13 protein-coding genes are annotated in these 17,746 nt (G+C 64.2%); 6 read left to right on the top strand and 7 right to left on the bottom strand.

Annotated elements, in window-relative coordinates; genetic code table 11:
• Positions 1-101 precede the first annotated feature (101 nt).
• Positions 102-1,004, top strand: a complete 903-nt coding sequence (locus tag M1D44_RS04055) for a LysR family transcriptional regulator (protein WP_024975175.1) — start codon at positions 102-104, stop codon at positions 1,002-1,004.
• A 62-nt stretch (positions 1,005-1,066) separates the two neighbouring features.
• The gene (gene gluQRS, locus M1D44_RS04050) at positions 1,067-2,002 is read left to right on the top strand and encodes a tRNA glutamyl-Q(34) synthetase GluQRS (protein ID WP_024975174.1); all 936 of its coding nucleotides are present in this window, start codon (positions 1,067-1,069) and stop codon (positions 2,000-2,002) included.
• A 48-nt stretch (positions 2,003-2,050) separates the two neighbouring features.
• Here gluQRS and M1D44_RS04045 read toward each other — a convergent pair whose 3' ends face one another.
• Complete coding sequence (locus M1D44_RS04045) at positions 2,051-3,532, bottom strand: DEAD/DEAH box helicase (RefSeq protein ID WP_428984650.1); 1,482 nt, start codon at positions 3,530-3,532, stop codon at positions 2,051-2,053.
• A gap of 251 nt (positions 3,533-3,783) precedes the next feature.
• Here M1D44_RS04045 and M1D44_RS04040 point away from each other — a divergent pair, with 251 nt between their 5' ends.
• Positions 3,784-4,599 (top strand): oxygen-binding di-iron domain-containing protein, encoded by an 816-nt coding sequence (locus M1D44_RS04040; RefSeq protein WP_316853170.1) that lies wholly within the window; start codon positions 3,784-3,786, stop codon positions 4,597-4,599.
• Here M1D44_RS04040 and M1D44_RS04035 read toward each other — a convergent pair.
• Positions 4,583-5,293, bottom strand: a complete 711-nt coding sequence (locus M1D44_RS04035; RefSeq protein WP_316853169.1) for a TetR/AcrR family transcriptional regulator — start codon at positions 5,291-5,293, stop codon at positions 4,583-4,585. The two genes, M1D44_RS04040 and M1D44_RS04035, sit on opposite strands and share 17 nt — an antisense overlap.
• Before the next feature lie 201 nt (positions 5,294-5,494).
• Here M1D44_RS04035 and M1D44_RS04030 point away from each other — a divergent pair, with 201 nt between their 5' ends.
• Genes M1D44_RS04030 through M1D44_RS04020 form a run of 3 tightly spaced genes read left to right on the top strand, consistent with a single transcriptional unit; the run spans position 5,495 to position 11,839 of the window.
• Complete coding sequence (locus tag M1D44_RS04030; RefSeq protein ID WP_316853168.1) at positions 5,495-7,198, top strand: AMP-binding protein; 1,704 nt, start codon at positions 5,495-5,497, stop codon at positions 7,196-7,198.
• 14 nt (positions 7,199-7,212) lie between these two features.
• Positions 7,213-10,536: an acetyl-CoA carboxylase family protein gene (locus M1D44_RS04025; protein WP_316853167.1), complete on the top strand. Its 3,324-nt coding sequence runs from the start codon at positions 7,213-7,215 to the stop codon at positions 10,534-10,536.
• Between the two features lie 25 nt (positions 10,537-10,561).
• On the top strand, positions 10,562-11,839 hold the full coding sequence (locus M1D44_RS04020; RefSeq protein ID WP_316853166.1) for a branched-chain amino acid ABC transporter substrate-binding protein: 1,278 nt from the start codon (positions 10,562-10,564) through the stop codon (positions 11,837-11,839).
• Between the two features lie 15 nt (positions 11,840-11,854).
• Here M1D44_RS04020 and M1D44_RS04015 read toward each other — a convergent pair whose 3' ends face one another.
• The 5 genes from M1D44_RS04015 to M1D44_RS03995 all read right to left on the bottom strand — a co-directional run bounded on the left by M1D44_RS04015 (position 11,855) and on the right by M1D44_RS03995 (position 17,528).
• Positions 11,855-12,868, bottom strand: coding sequence for an MBL fold metallo-hydrolase (locus M1D44_RS04015; RefSeq protein WP_112184083.1), 1,014 nt, complete (start codon positions 12,866-12,868; stop codon positions 11,855-11,857).
• Between the two features lie 211 nt (positions 12,869-13,079).
• Positions 13,080-13,571 (bottom strand): hypothetical protein, encoded by a 492-nt coding sequence (locus tag M1D44_RS04010; RefSeq protein WP_024975166.1) that lies wholly within the window; start codon positions 13,569-13,571, stop codon positions 13,080-13,082.
• Between the two features lie 112 nt (positions 13,572-13,683).
• On the bottom strand, positions 13,684-14,508 hold the full coding sequence (locus M1D44_RS04005) for an OmpW/AlkL family protein (protein WP_024975165.1): 825 nt from the start codon (positions 14,506-14,508) through the stop codon (positions 13,684-13,686).
• Between the two features lie 74 nt (positions 14,509-14,582).
• A complete protein-coding gene (locus M1D44_RS04000) occupies positions 14,583-15,842 on the bottom strand; it encodes a DUF2957 domain-containing protein (protein ID WP_024975164.1) in 1,260 nt (419 codons plus the stop codon).
• Between the two features lie 90 nt (positions 15,843-15,932).
• Complete coding sequence (locus M1D44_RS03995; protein WP_316853165.1) at positions 15,933-17,528, bottom strand: DUF2957 domain-containing protein; 1,596 nt, start codon at positions 17,526-17,528, stop codon at positions 15,933-15,935.
• Positions 17,529-17,746 lie beyond the last annotated feature (218 nt).

Genomic DNA, 17,746 nt, shown 5'->3' with positions numbered 1-17,746 from the left:
TGAATCTCCTATCCAAATTACTGCGTCGATGTGTGAATGGTACGCAGATTGTCTATAGTTTCGCGGTATGGCTTTGACTCAATACATCAAAAATTCTGAACATGGCGCTATCGCTGGAATCTCTGGAAGTGCTGGACGCGATCGAACGCAAGGGCAGCTTTGCCGCCGCCGCGCACGAACTGGGCAAAGTGCCGTCGGCGCTGACATATGTGGTGCGCAAGCTGGAAGACGATCTCGATGTCCTGCTGTTTGACCGCCGCCGCCATCGGGCGGAACTCACGCCCGCTGGCCGCGCATTGCTCGACGAAGGCCGTCACCTGCTGCAGGCCGCCGACGAACTCGCGCGCCGCGTCAAACGCCTCGCCACCGGGTGGGAAGCCACACTGACCATCGTAGTCGACGATCTCGTGCACTTTCGCGCACTTATGCCAGTCATCCAGGATTTCTACGCGGAGAACACCGCCACGCGACTGCGCTTCAGCCGTGAGGTTCTGGCCGGCACGTGGGACGCACTGCTCTCAGGCCGCGCGGATCTGCTGATCGGGCCGGCGCAGGTGATGCAGGTACAGGGCATTCAGACACGCACGGTGGGCAACATTCCCTTTGTGTTTGCGGTGGCGGCACATCATCCGCTGGCGCACATGGAGGAGCCTTTGCCTGCAACCGCCATCACCCGGCATCGCATCGTTGCCGTGGGAGATACGTCACGCAATCTGCCCGCACGCACCATCGGCGTGATGGCCGGACAGGACACGCTGGTGGTGCCGTCCATGGCTGACAAGGTGCAGGCGCAGATTCGTGGCCTGGGCTGCGGCTGGTTGCCGGTGCCGCTGGCGCAACCGTATCTGGATTCCGGCGTACTGATCGCCAAGGAAACCACCGAAGACAAGCGTGCCGGCACGTTTCAGGTTGCCTGGCGCAACAACATGCGCGGCAAGGCGCTGCAATGGTGGGTCGACAAGCTGGAAGACCCGCGCCTGGGGCAGGCCCTGATGATGCAGTAGGCGCCTCGTACGGACAAATCGCGCACAATAGCGCCATCGACTTCTGCGCCTGGAGCGTTGCGTTGTCCCAAGCCAATCTCGATTTTCCGGAATCCACCACGTCGTCGCGCGGCCAATACCGCGGCCGCTTTGCGCCATCGCCCACGGGGCCGTTGCATATCGGCTCGCTGGTCACCGCGCTGGCAAGCTGGCTGGATGCACGCGTACACGGCGGCACGTGGCTCGTGCGCATTGAAGACATCGATTTTCAGCGCAACGTGCCCGGCGCCGACCGCGACATCCTCGCCACACTGGATACACTCGGGCTCATTCCCGACGAGGTCCCACAGTGGCAAAGCGCGCACCTGTCACGCTTTGAACAGGCGCTCGAGCAACTGCAAGCAATCGGGAGCCTCTACCCGTGCGGCTGCACGCGCCGCGAGATTGCGGATTCCGTCACCAGCATTGACGCCAATGGGCACGTGCGTCACCAGACCCTGATCTATCCCGGCACGTGCCGCAACGGGCTCCACGGCCGCCCGCCGCGCGCTTGGCGCGTGCGGGTGCCGGATGCCGACGCCGCTACCATCTGCTTCAACGACCGCTGGCAGGGCACGCAATGCCAGAACCTGGCTGAAGCCGTAGGCGACTTCGTGCTCAAGCGCGCCGACGGCATGTGGGCGTACCAGATTGCGGTGGTGGTGGACGATGCCACCCAAGGCATCACGGACGTCGTGCGCGGCGCCGACCTGCTCGACTCGACGCCGCGCCAGATCTACCTGCAGCGCTTGCTCGGGCTGCCGGCGTTGCGCTACCTGCACGTGCCCGTGGTGGTGAACGCCGACGGCGAGAAACTCAGCAAGCAGACGGGCGCGCGCGCCATCAACCGCAGTCAACCGCTGGCCGCGCTAACAGAAGCGGCGCAGCACCTGGGGCTGGAGATTCGTGCGGGGGATGTAGAGGGGTTTTACCGAGACGCCGTCCCGGCATGGGCCAATCGCCTGGCACAAACGGCCTGAGGCAATTGACCCTGGCGGCAGGAGCGCCGCCGTTTTCAGTCGACTGACTTAACGCTTGCGCGGCACGCCACCGAGCAGCGCCGCGATCGGGCGCTTGGCGGTACGCGGATGCCCGGTCGCTTGCGCTGGCTTGGCAGTTTCTGCCGATTCCGCTGGCAGAGACGATTCGTACGGGCGATTGAAGAACGGGTCGTCCGATGGGCGGAAAGGCGGGCGCACGATCGTGTGATCCAACACGCGGGCACCGTTGCGGTCTTCACGCTCGCGGGAGCGGCGGACTTCGCTGCGGGCACGCTTTTCGTCGCGCTCGCGGCGTTCACGGTCACGAGCCTGTTCACCGGTCGGATCGAAATCGGCTAGTTGTTCGCGCGGCAAATTGCGCTTAATCAGCTTTTCGATGTCGGCCAGGAAACGCTCATCGCCCGGGGCGAACAGCGACAGAGCGTCACCGGAGGCGCCTGCACGACCCGTGCGGCCGATACGGTGCACGTAGTCTTCTGCGTTGAACGGCAGGTCGAAGTTGATCACGCACGGCATCTGCGAGATGTCGAGACCGCGCGCCGCCACGTCGGTGGCGACCAGCACATCCACGGTACCTTGCTTGAACGCTTCGAGCGTTTGCATGCGCTCGGTCTGCGTCTTGTCGCCGTGGATGGCGTTGGCGTTGATGCCTTCGCGCTCCAGGGCTCGCGCCAGGCGCGAGCAGCCGATCTTGCTGTTGGAGAACACGATGCACTGGCGTGGCAGGCCTTGCTCTGCGCGCTGACGCAGCAGGTGCACGAGCGCGGCCTGCTTGTGGTTGTCCGGCACGGTGTAGATGACCTGGCGGACGTTTTCTGCAGTGGCGTTGCTGCGCGCCACTTCAATGGTTTGCGGATGACGCAGGTAGCTGGCGGCCAGCTTCTTGATCTCGGGCGAGAACGTGGCCGAGAACAGCAGCGTCTGGCGGTGCGCCGGCAGCAGATTGATGATGCGCTGCAGGTCGGGCAGGAAGCCCATGTCGAGCATGCGGTCGGCTTCGTCCAGCACCAGCATGCGCACCTGCGACAGGTTCACGCTGCGCTGCTGCACGTGATCGAGCAGACGGCCCGGCGTGGCAACGAGGATTTCCACGCCGCGGCGCAGTTGCTCCGTCTGCGGGTTCATGTCGACACCGCCGAAAACGACCGCGCTGCGCAGCGCCGTGTACTTCGCGTACTTGGCAACGTTGTCGTACACCTGGTCGGCCAGCTCGCGCGTGGGCGTGAGGATCAGCGCTCGCACCGGGTGGCGCGCAGGCGATGCGCTCGTATTGGCGTCGGGCAGCAGGTTGTGGATGATCGGCAGCGAGAAACCGGCGGTCTTGCCGGTGCCGGTTTGTGCGGCGCCCATGACGTCGCAGCCGGCAGTCACCACCGGGATGGCGGCAGCCTGGATGGGCGTGGGCTTGGTGTAACCGCTTTCGGTCAGCGCGCGGAGGACGTCCGGATGCAGGCCGAAGCTGTCGAATGTCACCGATTCATTGGCCGGCGCTTCTGACGCTTCAGACATCGTTGCAGTATTCATAGGGGGAGATGCGGCATGCCGGTTGGCATGGCGGCGCGCCAGACCCAAGCGGAAAACCCGCGTGCGGCTCGCGCAAAGCGTTAAAGATCAAGAGTTTATCACGTGAGACCCAGCCGGGGCCGGATGATCGGCCACCCAGGCCAATGCCGGCGTCACACCGGCCTTGACACGGATCAAGTGTGGCGGCCACGCCCTGCGCGACCATCGGAGCATTCCAACCGCGCCCGCCCTCTCCCATGGTCACGACGCTCTATGAAACGCCCGAGCATGTCTGCCTGATGTTTTCCGACCTGGTCGACGATCACGACGACCTGCCGGTGCAGACAAACCAATTCCTGATCGTCGATCACGGCCACGGCGCGCTGATCGACCCAGGGGGTCAGATGACCTACAACGCGCTGTTTTTGGCGATGAACCGGTACTTTTCGCCCAAGCAGCTCGACTACGTGCTGGCCTCGCATGCAGACCCAGATATCGTCGCCTCGGCGGGACGGTGGCTGACGAGCTCGAGCTGCGACATCCTGATCTCGCGCGTGTGGGAGCGTTTTCTGCCGCATTTCTGCACGGTCGGCAAAACCGAGGGCCGCATCGTGCCGATCCCGGATACGGGCATGGCGATTCCGCTGGGGCAATCACATCTGCTGGCGGTGCCGGCGCATTTCCTGCATTCCGAGGGCAACTTCCAGTTCTACGATCCGGTATCGCGCATCCTGTTCTCGGGCGATCTGGGGGCGTCGATGGTGCACGCCAACGTGGCCGCCAAGCCCGTGGAAGATTTTGACGCGCACCTGCCGCTGATGGCGCCCTTCCACCGCCGCTACATGAGCGGCAACCGGGTGTGCCGGCTATGGGCGCAGATGGTGCGCGGGCTGGACATCGAATGGATCGTGCCGCAGCACGGCCAGCCGTTTCGCGGGCCAGCCATGGTCAAGCGGTTCATCGATTGGGTGGAAACGCTCGATTGCGGCATCGACCTGATGACGCCGGAGATCTTCCGCCTCCCCGTCTTGCCGAGCGCAACTGCTGGCGCGGCGCTCAGGACGCGGGTTTAGTTGCTGGGCTTGGGGCGGCCGGCAGAATGATCTTCATCATGGCGCTCGACAACTCGTGCGCCAGCACGCCGGCGTCAATGCGCGATGGATCGTGCCACGTGTACATGAAGCCCATCACACCGCCCATCGAGTGCGCGGCGACGCGCGCATCGCCAAAGTCGAACACGCCGGCGCGCTTGCCCTCATCGAGCAGCGCATAGAGATCGCGGTAATACGCCCGCGACATGCCGTGCAGCCATTCCACCGTTTCGGGGCGCAGGTATTGCCGATCGCGATACGTCAGTGCTGCGGCGTAGTGGCAGTCGATGCAACGGCGAGCCATTTCCAGCAGACACGCCTGCAGGCGCTCCCGCACGGGTAGGGCCTGATCGGCCGTTTCCCGGATCGCCGACAGACAGTCCTGCGCGGCCTCGCGGCACAGAATGTCGAAAATCTCGTACTTGTCGGTGAAGTAGTAGTACACCGCCGGTTTGGTCACGCCCAGCGCGTTGCACAGGTCGCTCATCGTCATGCCGGCATAGCCTTTGGTGAAGAAGAGCTGCGCGGCTGTGTCGAGAATCTGCCGGCGGCGGGCCTCCTGCCGCTCGGCGATGTGCGGGCGCGTGGCCGGCGGTGCGACGCCGGGGGCTTCGGGCGCCTCGGTTTCAGCAGACGGTTGCACGTCGGAAACGGCGGATTTGCGGACGGTGGACATGGCGCATATTTTCGCATGTCGCCCGCGTATGCGCCGTGGCATACGCGCATCTTGGCGACATCATCGCGCTCAAATGCTTGACGCATCAAAGAACGCTTTCTATATTCTTACCCGTTGGTATAAAAAATTACTTTCCAGTATAGATAGTGCGGCGCCGCCGTGCGCACGCACTGCACAATCCAACGGAGACAAGCTTTGTCGATGGACGAGTCCGAGTATCTCGGCCGCGTTCGCGCGCTCTGGGCGCGCGCATGGCCGGTCGATACCCCCCGCGAGCCGCATTACCCGATCGGGCGCGCTGCCCTCACAGACTATCTGCGGCACTGGGCGCGCACCACGCCAGACAAGCCGGCCATCCACTTTTACGGGCACGACACGACGTTCGCCCAGCTTGACGATCTCTCCGACCGTTTCGCCGCGCTGCTCACGCAACACGGCATTGGCGCGGGCGACCGCGTTGCGGTATTCCTGTCCAACTGCCCGCAATTCAATGTGGTGTTCTTCGGCATTCTCAAGCTGGGCGCCGTGTATGTGCCGATCAGCCCGCTATCGCAGCGAGCGGAGTTGATGCATGCGCTGAGCGACGCCACACCGCGGGCCATCGTCACGCTGGATCGCCTCATGCCGCTGGTGCGTGACGTGCGCGCCGAAACATCGATCGAGCACCTCTTCGTCACCCGTTACGCAGACGTGCTCCCCGCACAGCCGACGCTGCCGCTCCCGGCAATGCTGACCGAGCCGCCGCTGACCTGCGGCGATGCAATCGACTTGTTGCCCGCATTGGCTCAGACCACGCCGATCCCTCTCCCGCCTGGTTCGCTTGATGCGGTTGCTGCGCTCAACTACACCGGCGGCACGACGGGGCTGCCCAAGGGCTGCATCCACTCGCAGGGTGACATGGTGGACATGGCTGCCGCGTTCTCGGCCGTATCGCTGCGCGCGGATGCCGACACCGTCATGCTCAGCTTCTATCCGCAGTTCTGGATTGCCGGCGAAAACACCGGGCTGATCTTCCCAGCCTTCCTTGGCGTGCCGCTTGTGCTGCTCGCTCGCTGGGATGCGGAGGCCTTCATGGCTGGCGTGCAGCGCTACTGCGTGACCAACGGCTCGATGCTTGTCGACAGCGCGGCCGAGGTGATGGCGCATCCTCGTGTGCATGCGTATGACTTACGTTCGCTGCGGCATACGGGCGTGTCGTCGTTCGTGAAAAAGCTGAACCCCGAGTACCGCCGTGCATGGCGCGAACTGACCGGCTCGATGATGGCCGAGAGCGCCTGGGGCATGACAGAAACGCAGACCTGCAACAGCTTCACGGTCGGCATGCAGGACGACGATTTCGACCTGCGATCGCAACCGATTTTCGTCGGGTTGCCGGTGCCGGGCACCGATTTCAAGATCTGCGATTTCGACACGCACGAACTGATGCCGATCGGCGCCGAAGGCGAACTCTGCGTGCGCACACCGACGCTGCTCAAAGGCTACTGGAACAAGCCCGACGCCACGGCGCAAACCCTGCGCAACGGCTGGTTCCACACCGGCGACATCGGCTGCATCGACGAACAGGGTTACGTCCACTATCTCGGCCGCCGCAAGGAGATGCTCAAGGTCAACGGCATGAGCGTCTTCCCGGCGGAGATCGAAGCCATGCTCGGCAAGCATCCGGCCATCCTCGGTTCTGCCGTCGTGGGCCGCGCCGACGAACAACGCGGCCAGCTTCCCGTCGCCTTCGTGATGCTGCGGCCCGAGGCCGTCGGCACATTGGATGACGCCGCCCTTACCAATTGGTGTCGCGAGAACATGGCTATCTACAAGGTGCCCGTCGTGCGCATCGTCGACACGCTGCCGCTCACGGCCACCGGCAAGGTGCGCAAGCAGGATCTTGCACCACTCGCTGAACAGCTCTAACCCACGCCTGCTCCATGACGTTTCGCAAACTGCTGATCGCCAATCGCGGCGAGATCGCCATCCGCATTGCCCGCGCGGCCGCCACGATGGGCTTGCCCTCGGTCGCCGTCTATTCCGAAGACGATTGCGACGCGCTGCACCCACTACGCGCCGATGAAGCCGTGCCCTTGCCTGGCACCGGCCCGCGCGCCTATCTCGACGGTGCAGCCATCCTCGCGGCTGCACGCGCCGTCGGCGCCGATGCCGTTCATCCCGGCTATGGCTTCCTGAGCGAGAACGCCGCCTTCGCCCGCCAGTGCGCACAGGCCGGAGTGCAGTTCATCGGACCGTCACCGCGCGTGCTCGACCTCTTCGGCGACAAGGCACGTGCGCGGGCACTTGCGCACGAGGCCGGCATTCCCATCGTCAGCGGGACGCAAGGCGCGACCGCGCTTGAAGATGCGCGCGCCTTCTTCGCCGCGCTGCCGCCCTCGCACGGCATGATGATCAAGGCCGTGGCCGGCGGCGGCGGACGCGGTATGCGCGCGGTGCACGATGCGCAGGCGATTGCCGACGCGTATGCGCGTTGCGTCTCTGAAGCCACCGCCGCGGGTGGTGGCCAACCGGGCAGCGGAGACGTCTATGTGGAAGCGCTGGTGCCTGCGCCGCGCCATATCGAAATCCAGATCGTTTCAGACTCACATGGCCACGTGATGCATCTCGGCGAGCGTGAATGCAGCCTGCAACGCCGTCACCAGAAGCTGATCGAGATCGCGCCCAGCCCCGCGTTGGACGACGCCCTGCGCACGCGCATCGCTGACGCTGCCGTCACACTCGCCAAAGCGGCGGGCTACAGCGGCATCGGCACGTTCGAGTTCCTCGTGGAAGGCGCGGGCACGCCGCACGCCACGTTCTACTTCATGGAAGCCAACCCGCGCGTGCAAGTCGAGCACACCGTCACGGAAATGGTGACGGGCGTTGACTTGGTGATGACGCAACTGGCCCTGGCGCAAGGTGCCTCGCTCACCGACCTGGGGCTTGCTCGGCCAATCGCACCGCGCGGCCATGCCGTGCAAGTGCGCATCAATGCAGAGACCATCGATGCGTCCGGACAACCGCATCCATCCACCGGCACGCTCACCGCATTCGAACCACCCAACGGCCCCGGCGTGCGCGTCGACACCTGCGGTTATGCGGGCTACCGTCCGAACCCGCGCTTTGATTCGCTGCTGGCCAAATTGATCGTCCACGCGCCGCACGGCACGTATGCGCAGACGCTGGCACAGACGTACCGCGCGCTGTGTGAGTTCCGCATCGAAGGACTGGCCACCAACAAGCGGCTGCTGCAAGACCTGCTGCACAATGCCGACGTGCAAGCCAACGCCGTGCACACGCAGTTCCTCGATGCGAAGCTCGCCGAGTTGGCCGCTGGCAATGGCGAAGCCCATCCCGCGCTGCACGCCACGTCGATCGCAGCCACTGACGTCACGCCTGCAACAGCATTCGTCGACGAGCTTCCTGACGACGCCGAAGTCCTCACCGCGCCAATGGATGGCGCGCTCATTCAGATCCACGCAGAAGCCGGTGCCACGGTCGTACGCGGCGAGGTGCTCGCTGTGATTGAAGCGATGAAGATGGAGCACGTCGTCATCGCGCCCGCGGCCGGACGCGTGCTGCAGGTCTGCGCTCAGGAGGGCGCAACGGTGCGCGAGGGCCAGCCGCTGGCCGTGCTGCAGCCCAGCGACGCGCAACATGACCACGCAACCGCCGACACCGAGATCGCCCTCGACCATATTCGCCCCGACCTGCAGGCCGTCATCGACCGCCATGCATTCGGCCTCGATGCAAACCGCCCGGACGCCGTTGCCCGCCGCCGCAAGACCGGCCAGCGCACCGCGCGCGAGAACATCGACCACCTGTGCGACGCTGGCTCATTCATCGAGTACGGCGCGCTGGCCATTGCGGCGCAACGCCAACGGCGCGCGCTCGATGACTTGATTCGCTCGACACCGGCTGACGGCATCATCACCGGCATTGGCACCGTCAACGGCACGCACTTCCCAGATCAGGATGCGCGCTGCATGGTGCTCGCGTACGACTACACCGTGCTGGCCGGCACGCAGGGCACCTTCAACCACAAGAAGACCGACCGCGCGCTGGAGTTGGCGCAGCAATGGAAGCTGCCCGTTGTGCTGTTCGCCGAAGGCGGCGGCGGCCGGCCGGGCGACACTGAAAAGCGCGGCGTCAGCGGCCTGGACTGCCCGACCTTCATTCACTTTGCGCGCCTCTCTGGGCTGGTGCCGACCGTTGGCATCGTGTCAGGCCGCTGCTTTGCGGGCAATGCCGCGCTGCTGGGCTGCGCTGACGTGATCATCGCCACACGCGACGCGACCATCGGTATGGGCGGCCCGGCCATGATTGAAGGCGGCGGCCTTGGCGTATACGCGCCCGAAGAGGTCGGCCCCGTGAGCGTGCAGGCGCCCAATGGCGTGATCGATGTCCTGGTCGACGACGAGACCGAAGCCGTGGATGTCGCGCGCCGCTATCTGAGCTATTTCCAGGGTCCGCTCACCAAGTGGGAAGCCGGCGACGTGCGCCACCTGCGCCACGCGATTCCCGAAAACCGCATGCGTAGCTATGACATGCGCGCCGTGATCGATGCGCTGGCCGATACAGGTTCCGTGCTGGAGCTGCGACAGGCCTTTGGCGTGGGCATCATCATCGCGCTGATCCGCATTGAAGGGCGCGCCTTCGGCTGCATCGCCAACAACCCGCGCCACCTGGGCGGCGCCATCGATGCGGCGGCCGCGGATAAGGCGTCACGCTTCATGCAGTTGTGCAACGCGTTCGATCTGCCCATCGTCTCGCTGTGCGACACACCGGGTTTCATGGTCGGGCCAGAAGCGGAGAAAACCGCCACCGTGCGCCACGTCAGCCGCATGTTCGTGACGGCGGGCAACTTGCGCGTGCCCTTCTTCACCGTCGTGCTGCGCAAAGGCTACGGCCTCGGGGCGATGGCCATGGCCGCGGGCGGTTTCCACGCGCCGTTCTTCACCGCATCGTGGCCGAGCGGCGAGTTTGGCGGCATGGGCATCGAAGGCGCCATCCGCCTGGGTTATCGCAAAGAGCTGGAAGCGGTGGAAGACCTTGCCGAGCGCGAGGCGCTGTTCCGCAAGATGGTCGATGCCGCCTACGAGGAAGGCCGCGCGCTCAACATCGCCAGCTATCTCGAGATCGACGCCGTGATCGACCCAGCCGATACGCGCCGCTGGTTGTTGCGGGGGCTGCAATCAACGCCGCCTGCGCAGCCGCGGCACGCGCGCGACCCAGCCACGCGCCGCTTCATCGACACGTGGTAGACGAGAACACACACAAGGAGGAGACATGCCCGCAGTGATTCGCTTTGCCCGTCCCTTGTCCGCGTTGGCTTGTGCCGGGGCGCTGTTGTTCGCACCGCTGGCGCACGCCGCAGACTCAGCGCCCATCAAGGTGGCGTTCATTGATCAGTTGAGCGGGCCGCTCTCGAATGTGGGCGAGCAGTTTCTGGCGAATCTGAAACTCGGCATCGACGACGCCAACGCACAACCGCAGGGCGTGCTAAACGGCGCCCGCTACGAGCTGTCGACCTATGACAATAAGCTGTCGGCACAAGACAGTCTGTCGGCGCTGCAAAGCGCCATCGATGCTGGGGCGAAGATCGTCTTCACCGGCGGCTCGGGCTCGTCCGTGGTGGCCGCCATGGTGGATGCGGCCACCAAGCACAACGAGCGCAATCCGACCAAGCGCGTGCTGATCATCAACTACGCGTCGATCGATCCCGACCTGACCGGCGCGCATTGCAGCTTCTGGCATTTCGCCACCGAGGCCAACACCGCGATGAAGATGCGCGCGCTGGCCAATTTTGTAAAAACGCAGCCCGATATCCGCAAGGTCTACTCGCTGAACCAGGACTACGCACACGGCCGGCTGTGGGCGTCATTGGGCAAGCAGATGATCTCGGCCGCGCGACCCGACGTGCAGTTCACCGGAGCGACGCTGCACCCGATTGGCAAGGTGAAGGACTTCGCACCTTACGTCTCGAAGGCCAAGGCGACGGGCGCTGACACGCTGCTCACCGGCAACTGGGGGCAAGACCTGAACCTGCTCATCAAGGCTGCGGGCGACATGAGCTATGACGTGCGCTATCTGAACCACAGCGGCGCAGGCGCCCCGGGCACCGTGCTGGCCGTGTCGCAGGCCAAGATTGGCAAGGTGACCTGGGTTGCGGAATGGACGCCCGGCAACGGCAACGCGCAACTGATGCAGATGGATGCCCGCGTGCGCCAGACGCCCGCCGGCGAGCACTTCGCGCCGCGCACCGTGTTGTCGGTCGAACTCGTAACAGACGCCATCCGCAAAGCCAATTCCACCGATCCGCTGAAGATTGCGCTGGCACTGGAAGGCATGCAGAAACAGAGCTTCCTGGGCGACGTCACGATGCGCAAGGTCGACCACCAGTTGCTGCTGCCGCAAGTGGTATCGACAATCGCACCGGTAGACGGAAAGACCGTCAAGGTCGGCTACGACGGCACCCAATGGGGTCACAAGACCGAGAGCACGACCCCGGCCAAAGACCTGGATCTGCCGACCACTTGCAAGATGAAGCGACCGGCAGGCGCTTGACGGACCAATCGGGGATCAGTCGGCGCGGTCCGTGCGCAGCGGGCCGTACTCGATCGGCACCCAGGCGAAGGCGTTGCCGTCGCGGCGCACATGCCCCAGGCCCGGGAACGGCAGATGTGCGCCGGCCACCCAGAGCTTGTCCCGCGCGGCTTCCACAAACAGCTTGCGTCGCGAGGCAACGGCGGCCTTCTTGTCGACGTCGTATTCGAACGCGACCTCGGGGTGCTGGAACTGAACCGCGTGGCTGTGCACGATATCGCCCCACACCAGCAGGCTGTGTCCCTTCGATGCAAACAGGTAACCGCTGTGCCCCGGCGTATGCCCGTTGGCGACCACCGAGCGCACGCCCGGCACCACCTCGTCGCCCGGCTTGAATTGCTTGAGCTTGCCCGTGGCCGCATACGGCGCGACCGAGTCGCGCGCCATTTTGAAGAACGGCTGCATGTCACTCGGTTTGGAAGCGGCAATCGTTTCGCTCAACCAAAAACCGGCTTCTGGCGCGGCCACATACACCTGCGCATTCGGAAAGGCCGGTTGGCCTTGCGGCGTCAACAGGCCGCATGCGTGGTCCGGATGCAGGTGCGTCAGCAGCACGGCGTCAATCTGCTCGGGCTGGTAACCGGACGCACGAACGTTGCCAGCCAGGCCGCCCATCGTCGGGCCAAAGCAGGTGCCCGAACCCGTATCGACGAGGATGCGCTTGGCTCCAGTATCGATCAGGAAGCCGTTCACCGCCGTCTGCATGCCCGGCGTGTTCGATACGAACATCCGCGCCAGCAGGCTCTGCACCGATTGCGCATTCAGGCCAAGCAAAGTTTTGGCGGGCAGATCAGTATAGCCGTCGTAGAGGGCAGTCACAACGTCGTCGCCCAGCGCCATGCGGTAGTAGCCGGGCACCTGGGTGCGTTGTTGCGTAGCGGCGGTGCTGACCGCTGGGGCAGCTGCAGCTGATGCTGCGGTTTGGGCGTGGGCAAATCCGACGGACACCGCCATCGCAGCGGCCACGGCGGCAGAGGTGAGCAAACGCATGTTTTGGCTCCTGGGAAAGACCGCTGCCCCGGTGCAGCGGCGAAAGCCGGATCATGCCACCGCCCAGCACATTGCGTTGCCGCCATTGGCGACAGGGGTATTGCTCAGACAGAAAAGCGGCCCGCGAAAAGAAACAAGGCCCGACATGCCGGGCCCATGCTTCAGACCAATCGACGGCGGCTGCGCAACCGCCCGTCAATCGGGAACGTGCTTACTGCACGTGGAACTTCGGCGTCGATACCACCGTGCCGCTCACCGTGCAGTCCGGCGTGAGCAGTGCATTGGTGAACGTGAGCGACGAGTTCGGATCGTTCCAAGTGGTCACGACCTTGCTCGGGCCACAGTTACCCAGCAGGAACACGCTGACCCCTGCGTTGTTGATCGACAGCTGGGTGGCGCTGTCGGCCTGGCCGGTCCACGGGGTCGTTCCCGAGATGAGGCCGCACGTCCCGCCGCCGGTAAACGATGTGGACGTGATGTTGACGATGCCCGTAGGCGTGATCGTCCCGGTGAAGGTCGCTGTGCAATTGGCGCTGATGGAGCCCTTGGACAACGTGGTCGCACCGGTCACCGAGAACGGCTCGCCGTTCGGGTTCATGGCTTGACCATCGACACGCGAAACGGTGACGGCAAGTGCGGGTGTGGCTGCTACGGTGGCAAGTGCGAGTGCAACTGCAAGAGATACGACTTTACGTGTGCTCATTTATTGCCTCACTAGAACTGACGGTAGAAACCGCCTTAAGAATGCGGCGCAAACCGGTTCCCGCTCGATTCACGCCGCGCCAATTAGCCAGGCGCAGACAGCCGACACCCAGCTAAAACTTGTACGACACCCCGACGAACGTGATGATCGGATTGGCCTTGAGCGTGGTCTTGGTGGTAGCCAGCGTGGTACCGTCCGCCGCCTTGATGACGGTTGCCGCTTCGGTCTTGAGCGGCAGGTACGACACCGTTGCCGTCAAGGCCCATTGCTTGTTGATCGCGTAGCTCGCCCCGAGGTTGAAGATCGGCGCCCACGAGGCGGACGATTTCCCTTCGACATAGGTCGGCCCCGGCTTACCCGCCCCCGCTGCCAGCACGCTGCCCAGCTCGCGATTCACCGCCGCCGCAAAGTACGGATTCAGCTCGATGTTGGTGAAGAAGCTGTAGACCACGCCCACACCCACGAACGGACGGAACGTCGATTGCGCATGCCCGAAGTACCACTGCAGGATGACCCCGGGGCTCCATTGGCGCGCCTTGCGCACAGCCGGCTGATTGGACGGATCGTCCAGATCAACGTGTCCGAGTGCACCTGCGGGCCCGGGCGCGCGGATCACGCCATGCCCAGTCAACTTGAACTCGGGTGGCACGCCGGCAATCGTGGTCAGCGCAATGTTGTCGGTAAAGAAGTGCGTGAGCGTCAGGCCGAGCGTGTTGGCGTTGCTCACGCGCAGCCCGCTGTTGGGCGACGTAAAGCTGCCCGGCAAGCGCAGCGGATCATTGATCGGCGCATTGATCACGCTGGTGGTCAGGTTGTTGCTGGAGTCCTGCGGCATGATGTGGAACCAGCCCACCGTCGCCACGTTGTCACCGGCCTGCTGCGCCATGGCACCTGCGGATGCGCAGGCCGCCACCAATGCGACAGTCAGTTGTTTCATGATGCTTCCTCCTGTTGTTCTGAGCGGAGCGCGGTTGTCTGTGCAGCGCCCCGTGGCGTGTTATTCCGGAAACGTCACTGCACGAAGGCGCCCACCGTGAAGTACGGGTTCTTCGTATCGCTCATGTCCAGGAAGCCGAAGGTTTTGCCGGTGAAGATCAGCTTGCCCGTGGGGGCCGAGCCGGCCGGGGCGCTGGTCTGCGTGGTGCGGATCACACCCGGGACGGTCTGCGTGAAGTCGAGGTTCAGCGGTCGCGCCAGCGCTGCCTGCGACGCATTGAACGGATCGAGCATCGTGGCCTGCGCACCCACCAGCGCCGTGGCGCGGTAGTTGAACGTGCTGTCCACACCCGTGTATTCGCCGTCTTGCGAGCCCTGCGCGATGTTGCCGACCGGCGCCATCATTGAAATGCCGGACTCGTCATCCGCCACCGGGGGGCCAGCCGTCAGATCGGAGTTGGCCGCGCCCACGCGAATGAAGATCGGCACAAGCTGGCCATACAGCTTGCCCACGATCATCACGCCCTTGCCCGCCTTGGACGGATCCAGCGACGACACCGTTGCCGGCACCTGCGGCTGATAGTTCAGCGTGGTGAAGGCCGGCGCATCGCTGCGCAGCGTCAGCTTCTGGTTGACTGTTGCGCTTGACGTCAGGCAGGCCCCGCCGTTCTTCACGCCCAGGTTGTCGCACTCGGTGTAGGTGCCGTCCGCGTTGATGGTGAAACGCGCATCGACCGCCTGCTGCGAGAAGTTCTGCGACGGCACCTGGTGGTAGCCGAGCTGGTTGTAGTTGCCCGCAATCTTGTTCAGATCGGTCTCGGTGTTCGAGAAGCTGATGAACGGGTAGTACGGGAACGTGGTCTGCGGAATCTTGCCCACGCCAACAATGCCGTCGAACTGGATCGTCGCCCCTGGAATCGTGCCGCCCAGCACGCCCTGACCGAGGAAGAACCGCGCAGGCCGGCTCGGATCAAGGCTTGCGTTATTCAGGCGGAATGCGCACTGGTTCAGCTTCTCGGTCGGCAGCGCCGTTTCCTGCGTGAGCGTGCCGGTCTGCACATTGTTAGGGGCCGTATCGCGCGTGGGCGCGACAGTGCCCGTCTTGACCGGAATCGGCGAGGCCAGATACGTGATCTGGTACGTCATCTTCGTTGTGTCGAGCTGCACCTTCACCAGTTCACCCGAGCCCGACCCACCGGTGAACACGGTGTTGAAGTCGATGGCCTGCGGACACAGGCGCTGGATCACCGGAGCCGGCGAGTCATCTCCGCCACCTCCGCAAGCTGTCACCATCGGCGCGCACGCGAGCACGACCAACCATTTACGCCATTGCATTTGCGTCTCCTCCATGTTGTTGTTCAGCCGCGGCAGCGCTGCGTGCACAGGTCACGCACGCCGCCGCATGTGGTTTCGTTGTTGCGCGCTTCACTGGACGAATGCGCCGACCGTGAAGAACGGGTTGTACTTGTTGTTGTTCATGAGCATCGCGTACACGTTGCCCACCTTGACCGCCACGCCGGTGTCGCCCGCCTTGAACAGCGCAACATTGCCGCTGGCGCCTTGCGCGTTGAAGTCGTTCTGCGCGGTCACGATCAACTTGCCCGGGGCGCTTTGCGTGTAGTCCAGGCCGAACTGCGCCGTCACACGCGAGGTGAGCGGGTTGATGAAGGCCGCGGTGCCGTTCTGGAACAGCGTGGAGGTGTAGTTGGCGGCCAGCGTCGATACGGCCGTGCCGTCGCTGCAGTTGCCGGCATTGGCGTGGAAGAAGCCACCGCTAAAGGAGCCCGACAGTTCCGGGTGATCGATCGTCGCGTTCAAGCCGTTGCCACTGGCAGGCGCACCGCTCGGACCGTTGTTGGTGACCACGCCGCAAGCCGAGCCGCTGGTCGCCCCAACATAGCCACCCTTGAGCGCGTTGGCCGGGATCGCCGTCGCCGGTGACAGGATCGAGATACCGATCTGGTCGTCCGCCACCGAAGCCAGCAAGTTCGTCGCATCGCTATGCGAGTAGCCGACACGGATCACCACCGGCACCACTTGCCCGTTGAGCTTGCCGGCGATGAGGATGCCCTTGGCCTGGCTTGGCGCCAGCAGCACCAGCGGCGAGACCTGGCCGACATACGGATACGGCACGCTGCTGCTGGTCGGGTTGCTGACGAACACATTGTCCTGCGAGCCATCGGTGTTCTGACGCAGCGTCCAGGGCGTACCCGTCGTGTGGCACGAATAGTCGATGCCTTCCGCGGTACACGTGCCGTCGGCATTCAACGTTTGCGTCCAATTGACAGCGTCAGGCTGCCAGCCTTGCGGTGCCGAGGTCTGGCTGCCCGATCCTGTGGGCGTGACGTGCACGCCGACCTGGTTGTAGCGTCCCGCGACCTGCGAGAAATCCGTCACCGTCTCGGAGAAGCCCAGGAAAGGATAGAAATCGAACGTGCGCGACGGTACTGCGCCAATCACGACGCCCGGAATCGGCTGGATGCCATCAAATTGGATCGTCGCTCCCGGAATGCCGCCCCCCACGATGCCCTGGCCGACAAACAGCATCGGCGGGTCTTGCGGATTGACGGTGATGGCGTAGCTACTGTCCGCCGTCTTGCCAGACTGCAGCACGAAAGCGCAGCGGTTCTGCTCGGGGGTCGGCAAGTTGGTCGGATGAACGAACGTGCCATCGATGGTCAACCCCTTGCGGGTCGTGTTGACCTGGCCCGCCGAAGTCGGCACAGACGACTCCAGGAACTGCATCTGGTACGTGTTCTTACTCGTGTCGAACTTGACCTTGATGTACTCGCCGCTGCCCGAGCCGCCGGTATACGTGGTCGTGTAGTCCAGCGCGGCCGGGCACAGACTGGTCGGCGTGCTGGGCGTGGTGTTCGCTCCGCTAGGCGGGCAAGAGCTGCCCGAACACTGTGCAACATCCGACGAGCCGGGGTCATCCGCCCCACCGCACCCGCCGATAAACGGCATGGCCACTATGCAACTGGTTGCCATGACAACAAAAAGATGACGTCGACTACCCATGGTTGTCTCCTCACGTTTTGGAACTTGTTGTGTTTTGGGCCGGCGAATGTGTGCAACAGCCGGTCAATACCCCCGCCTGCCGGCAAACGACAGCCGACAGCGCACGACCTGCCCCGTCGGCAGATCGACCTGCAAACTACAAAAACGACGGACGAGCTTTGGCCGCGTTACCCGATGGTTTGCCGGGTATCACGCAGATCGGCTGGGTGCCGATCCCA

This window comes from Ralstonia sp. SA306 (genome assembly GCF_054792405.1).
This window is presented reverse-complemented; position numbering and strand designations above follow the sequence as displayed.

Bases quoted from the DNA above. Each gene is read 5' to 3' on its own strand.
- M1D44_RS04010 (WP_024975166.1), bottom strand. From the start codon at position 13,571: ATGAGCACACGTAAAGTCGTATCTCTTGCAGTTGCACTCGCACTTGCC.
- M1D44_RS04025 (WP_316853167.1), top strand. From the start codon at position 7,213: ATGACGTTTCGCAAACTGCTGATCGCCAATCGCGGCGAGATCGCCATC.
- M1D44_RS04045 (WP_428984650.1), bottom strand. From the start codon at position 3,532: ATGTCTGAAGCGTCAGAAGCGCCGGCCAATGAATCGGTGACATTCGAC.
- M1D44_RS04030 (WP_316853168.1), top strand. From the start codon at position 5,495: ATGGACGAGTCCGAGTATCTCGGCCGCGTTCGCGCGCTCTGGGCGCGC.
- M1D44_RS04020 (WP_316853166.1), top strand. From the start codon at position 10,562: ATGCCCGCAGTGATTCGCTTTGCCCGTCCCTTGTCCGCGTTGGCTTGT.
- M1D44_RS04015 (WP_112184083.1), bottom strand. From the start codon at position 12,868: ATGCGTTTGCTCACCTCTGCCGCCGTGGCCGCTGCGATGGCGGTGTCC.
- M1D44_RS04000 (WP_024975164.1), bottom strand. From the start codon at position 15,842: ATGCAATGGCGTAAATGGTTGGTCGTGCTCGCGTGCGCGCCGATGGTG.
- M1D44_RS03995 (WP_316853165.1), bottom strand. From the start codon at position 17,528: ATGGGTAGTCGACGTCATCTTTTTGTTGTCATGGCAACCAGTTGCATA.
- M1D44_RS04055 (WP_024975175.1), top strand. From the start codon at position 102: ATGGCGCTATCGCTGGAATCTCTGGAAGTGCTGGACGCGATCGAACGC.
- M1D44_RS04035 (WP_316853169.1), bottom strand. From the start codon at position 5,293: ATGTCCACCGTCCGCAAATCCGCCGTTTCCGACGTGCAACCGTCTGCT.
- M1D44_RS04040 (WP_316853170.1), top strand. From the start codon at position 3,784: ATGGTCACGACGCTCTATGAAACGCCCGAGCATGTCTGCCTGATGTTT.
- M1D44_RS04005 (WP_024975165.1), bottom strand. From the start codon at position 14,508: ATGAAACAACTGACTGTCGCATTGGTGGCGGCCTGCGCATCCGCAGGT.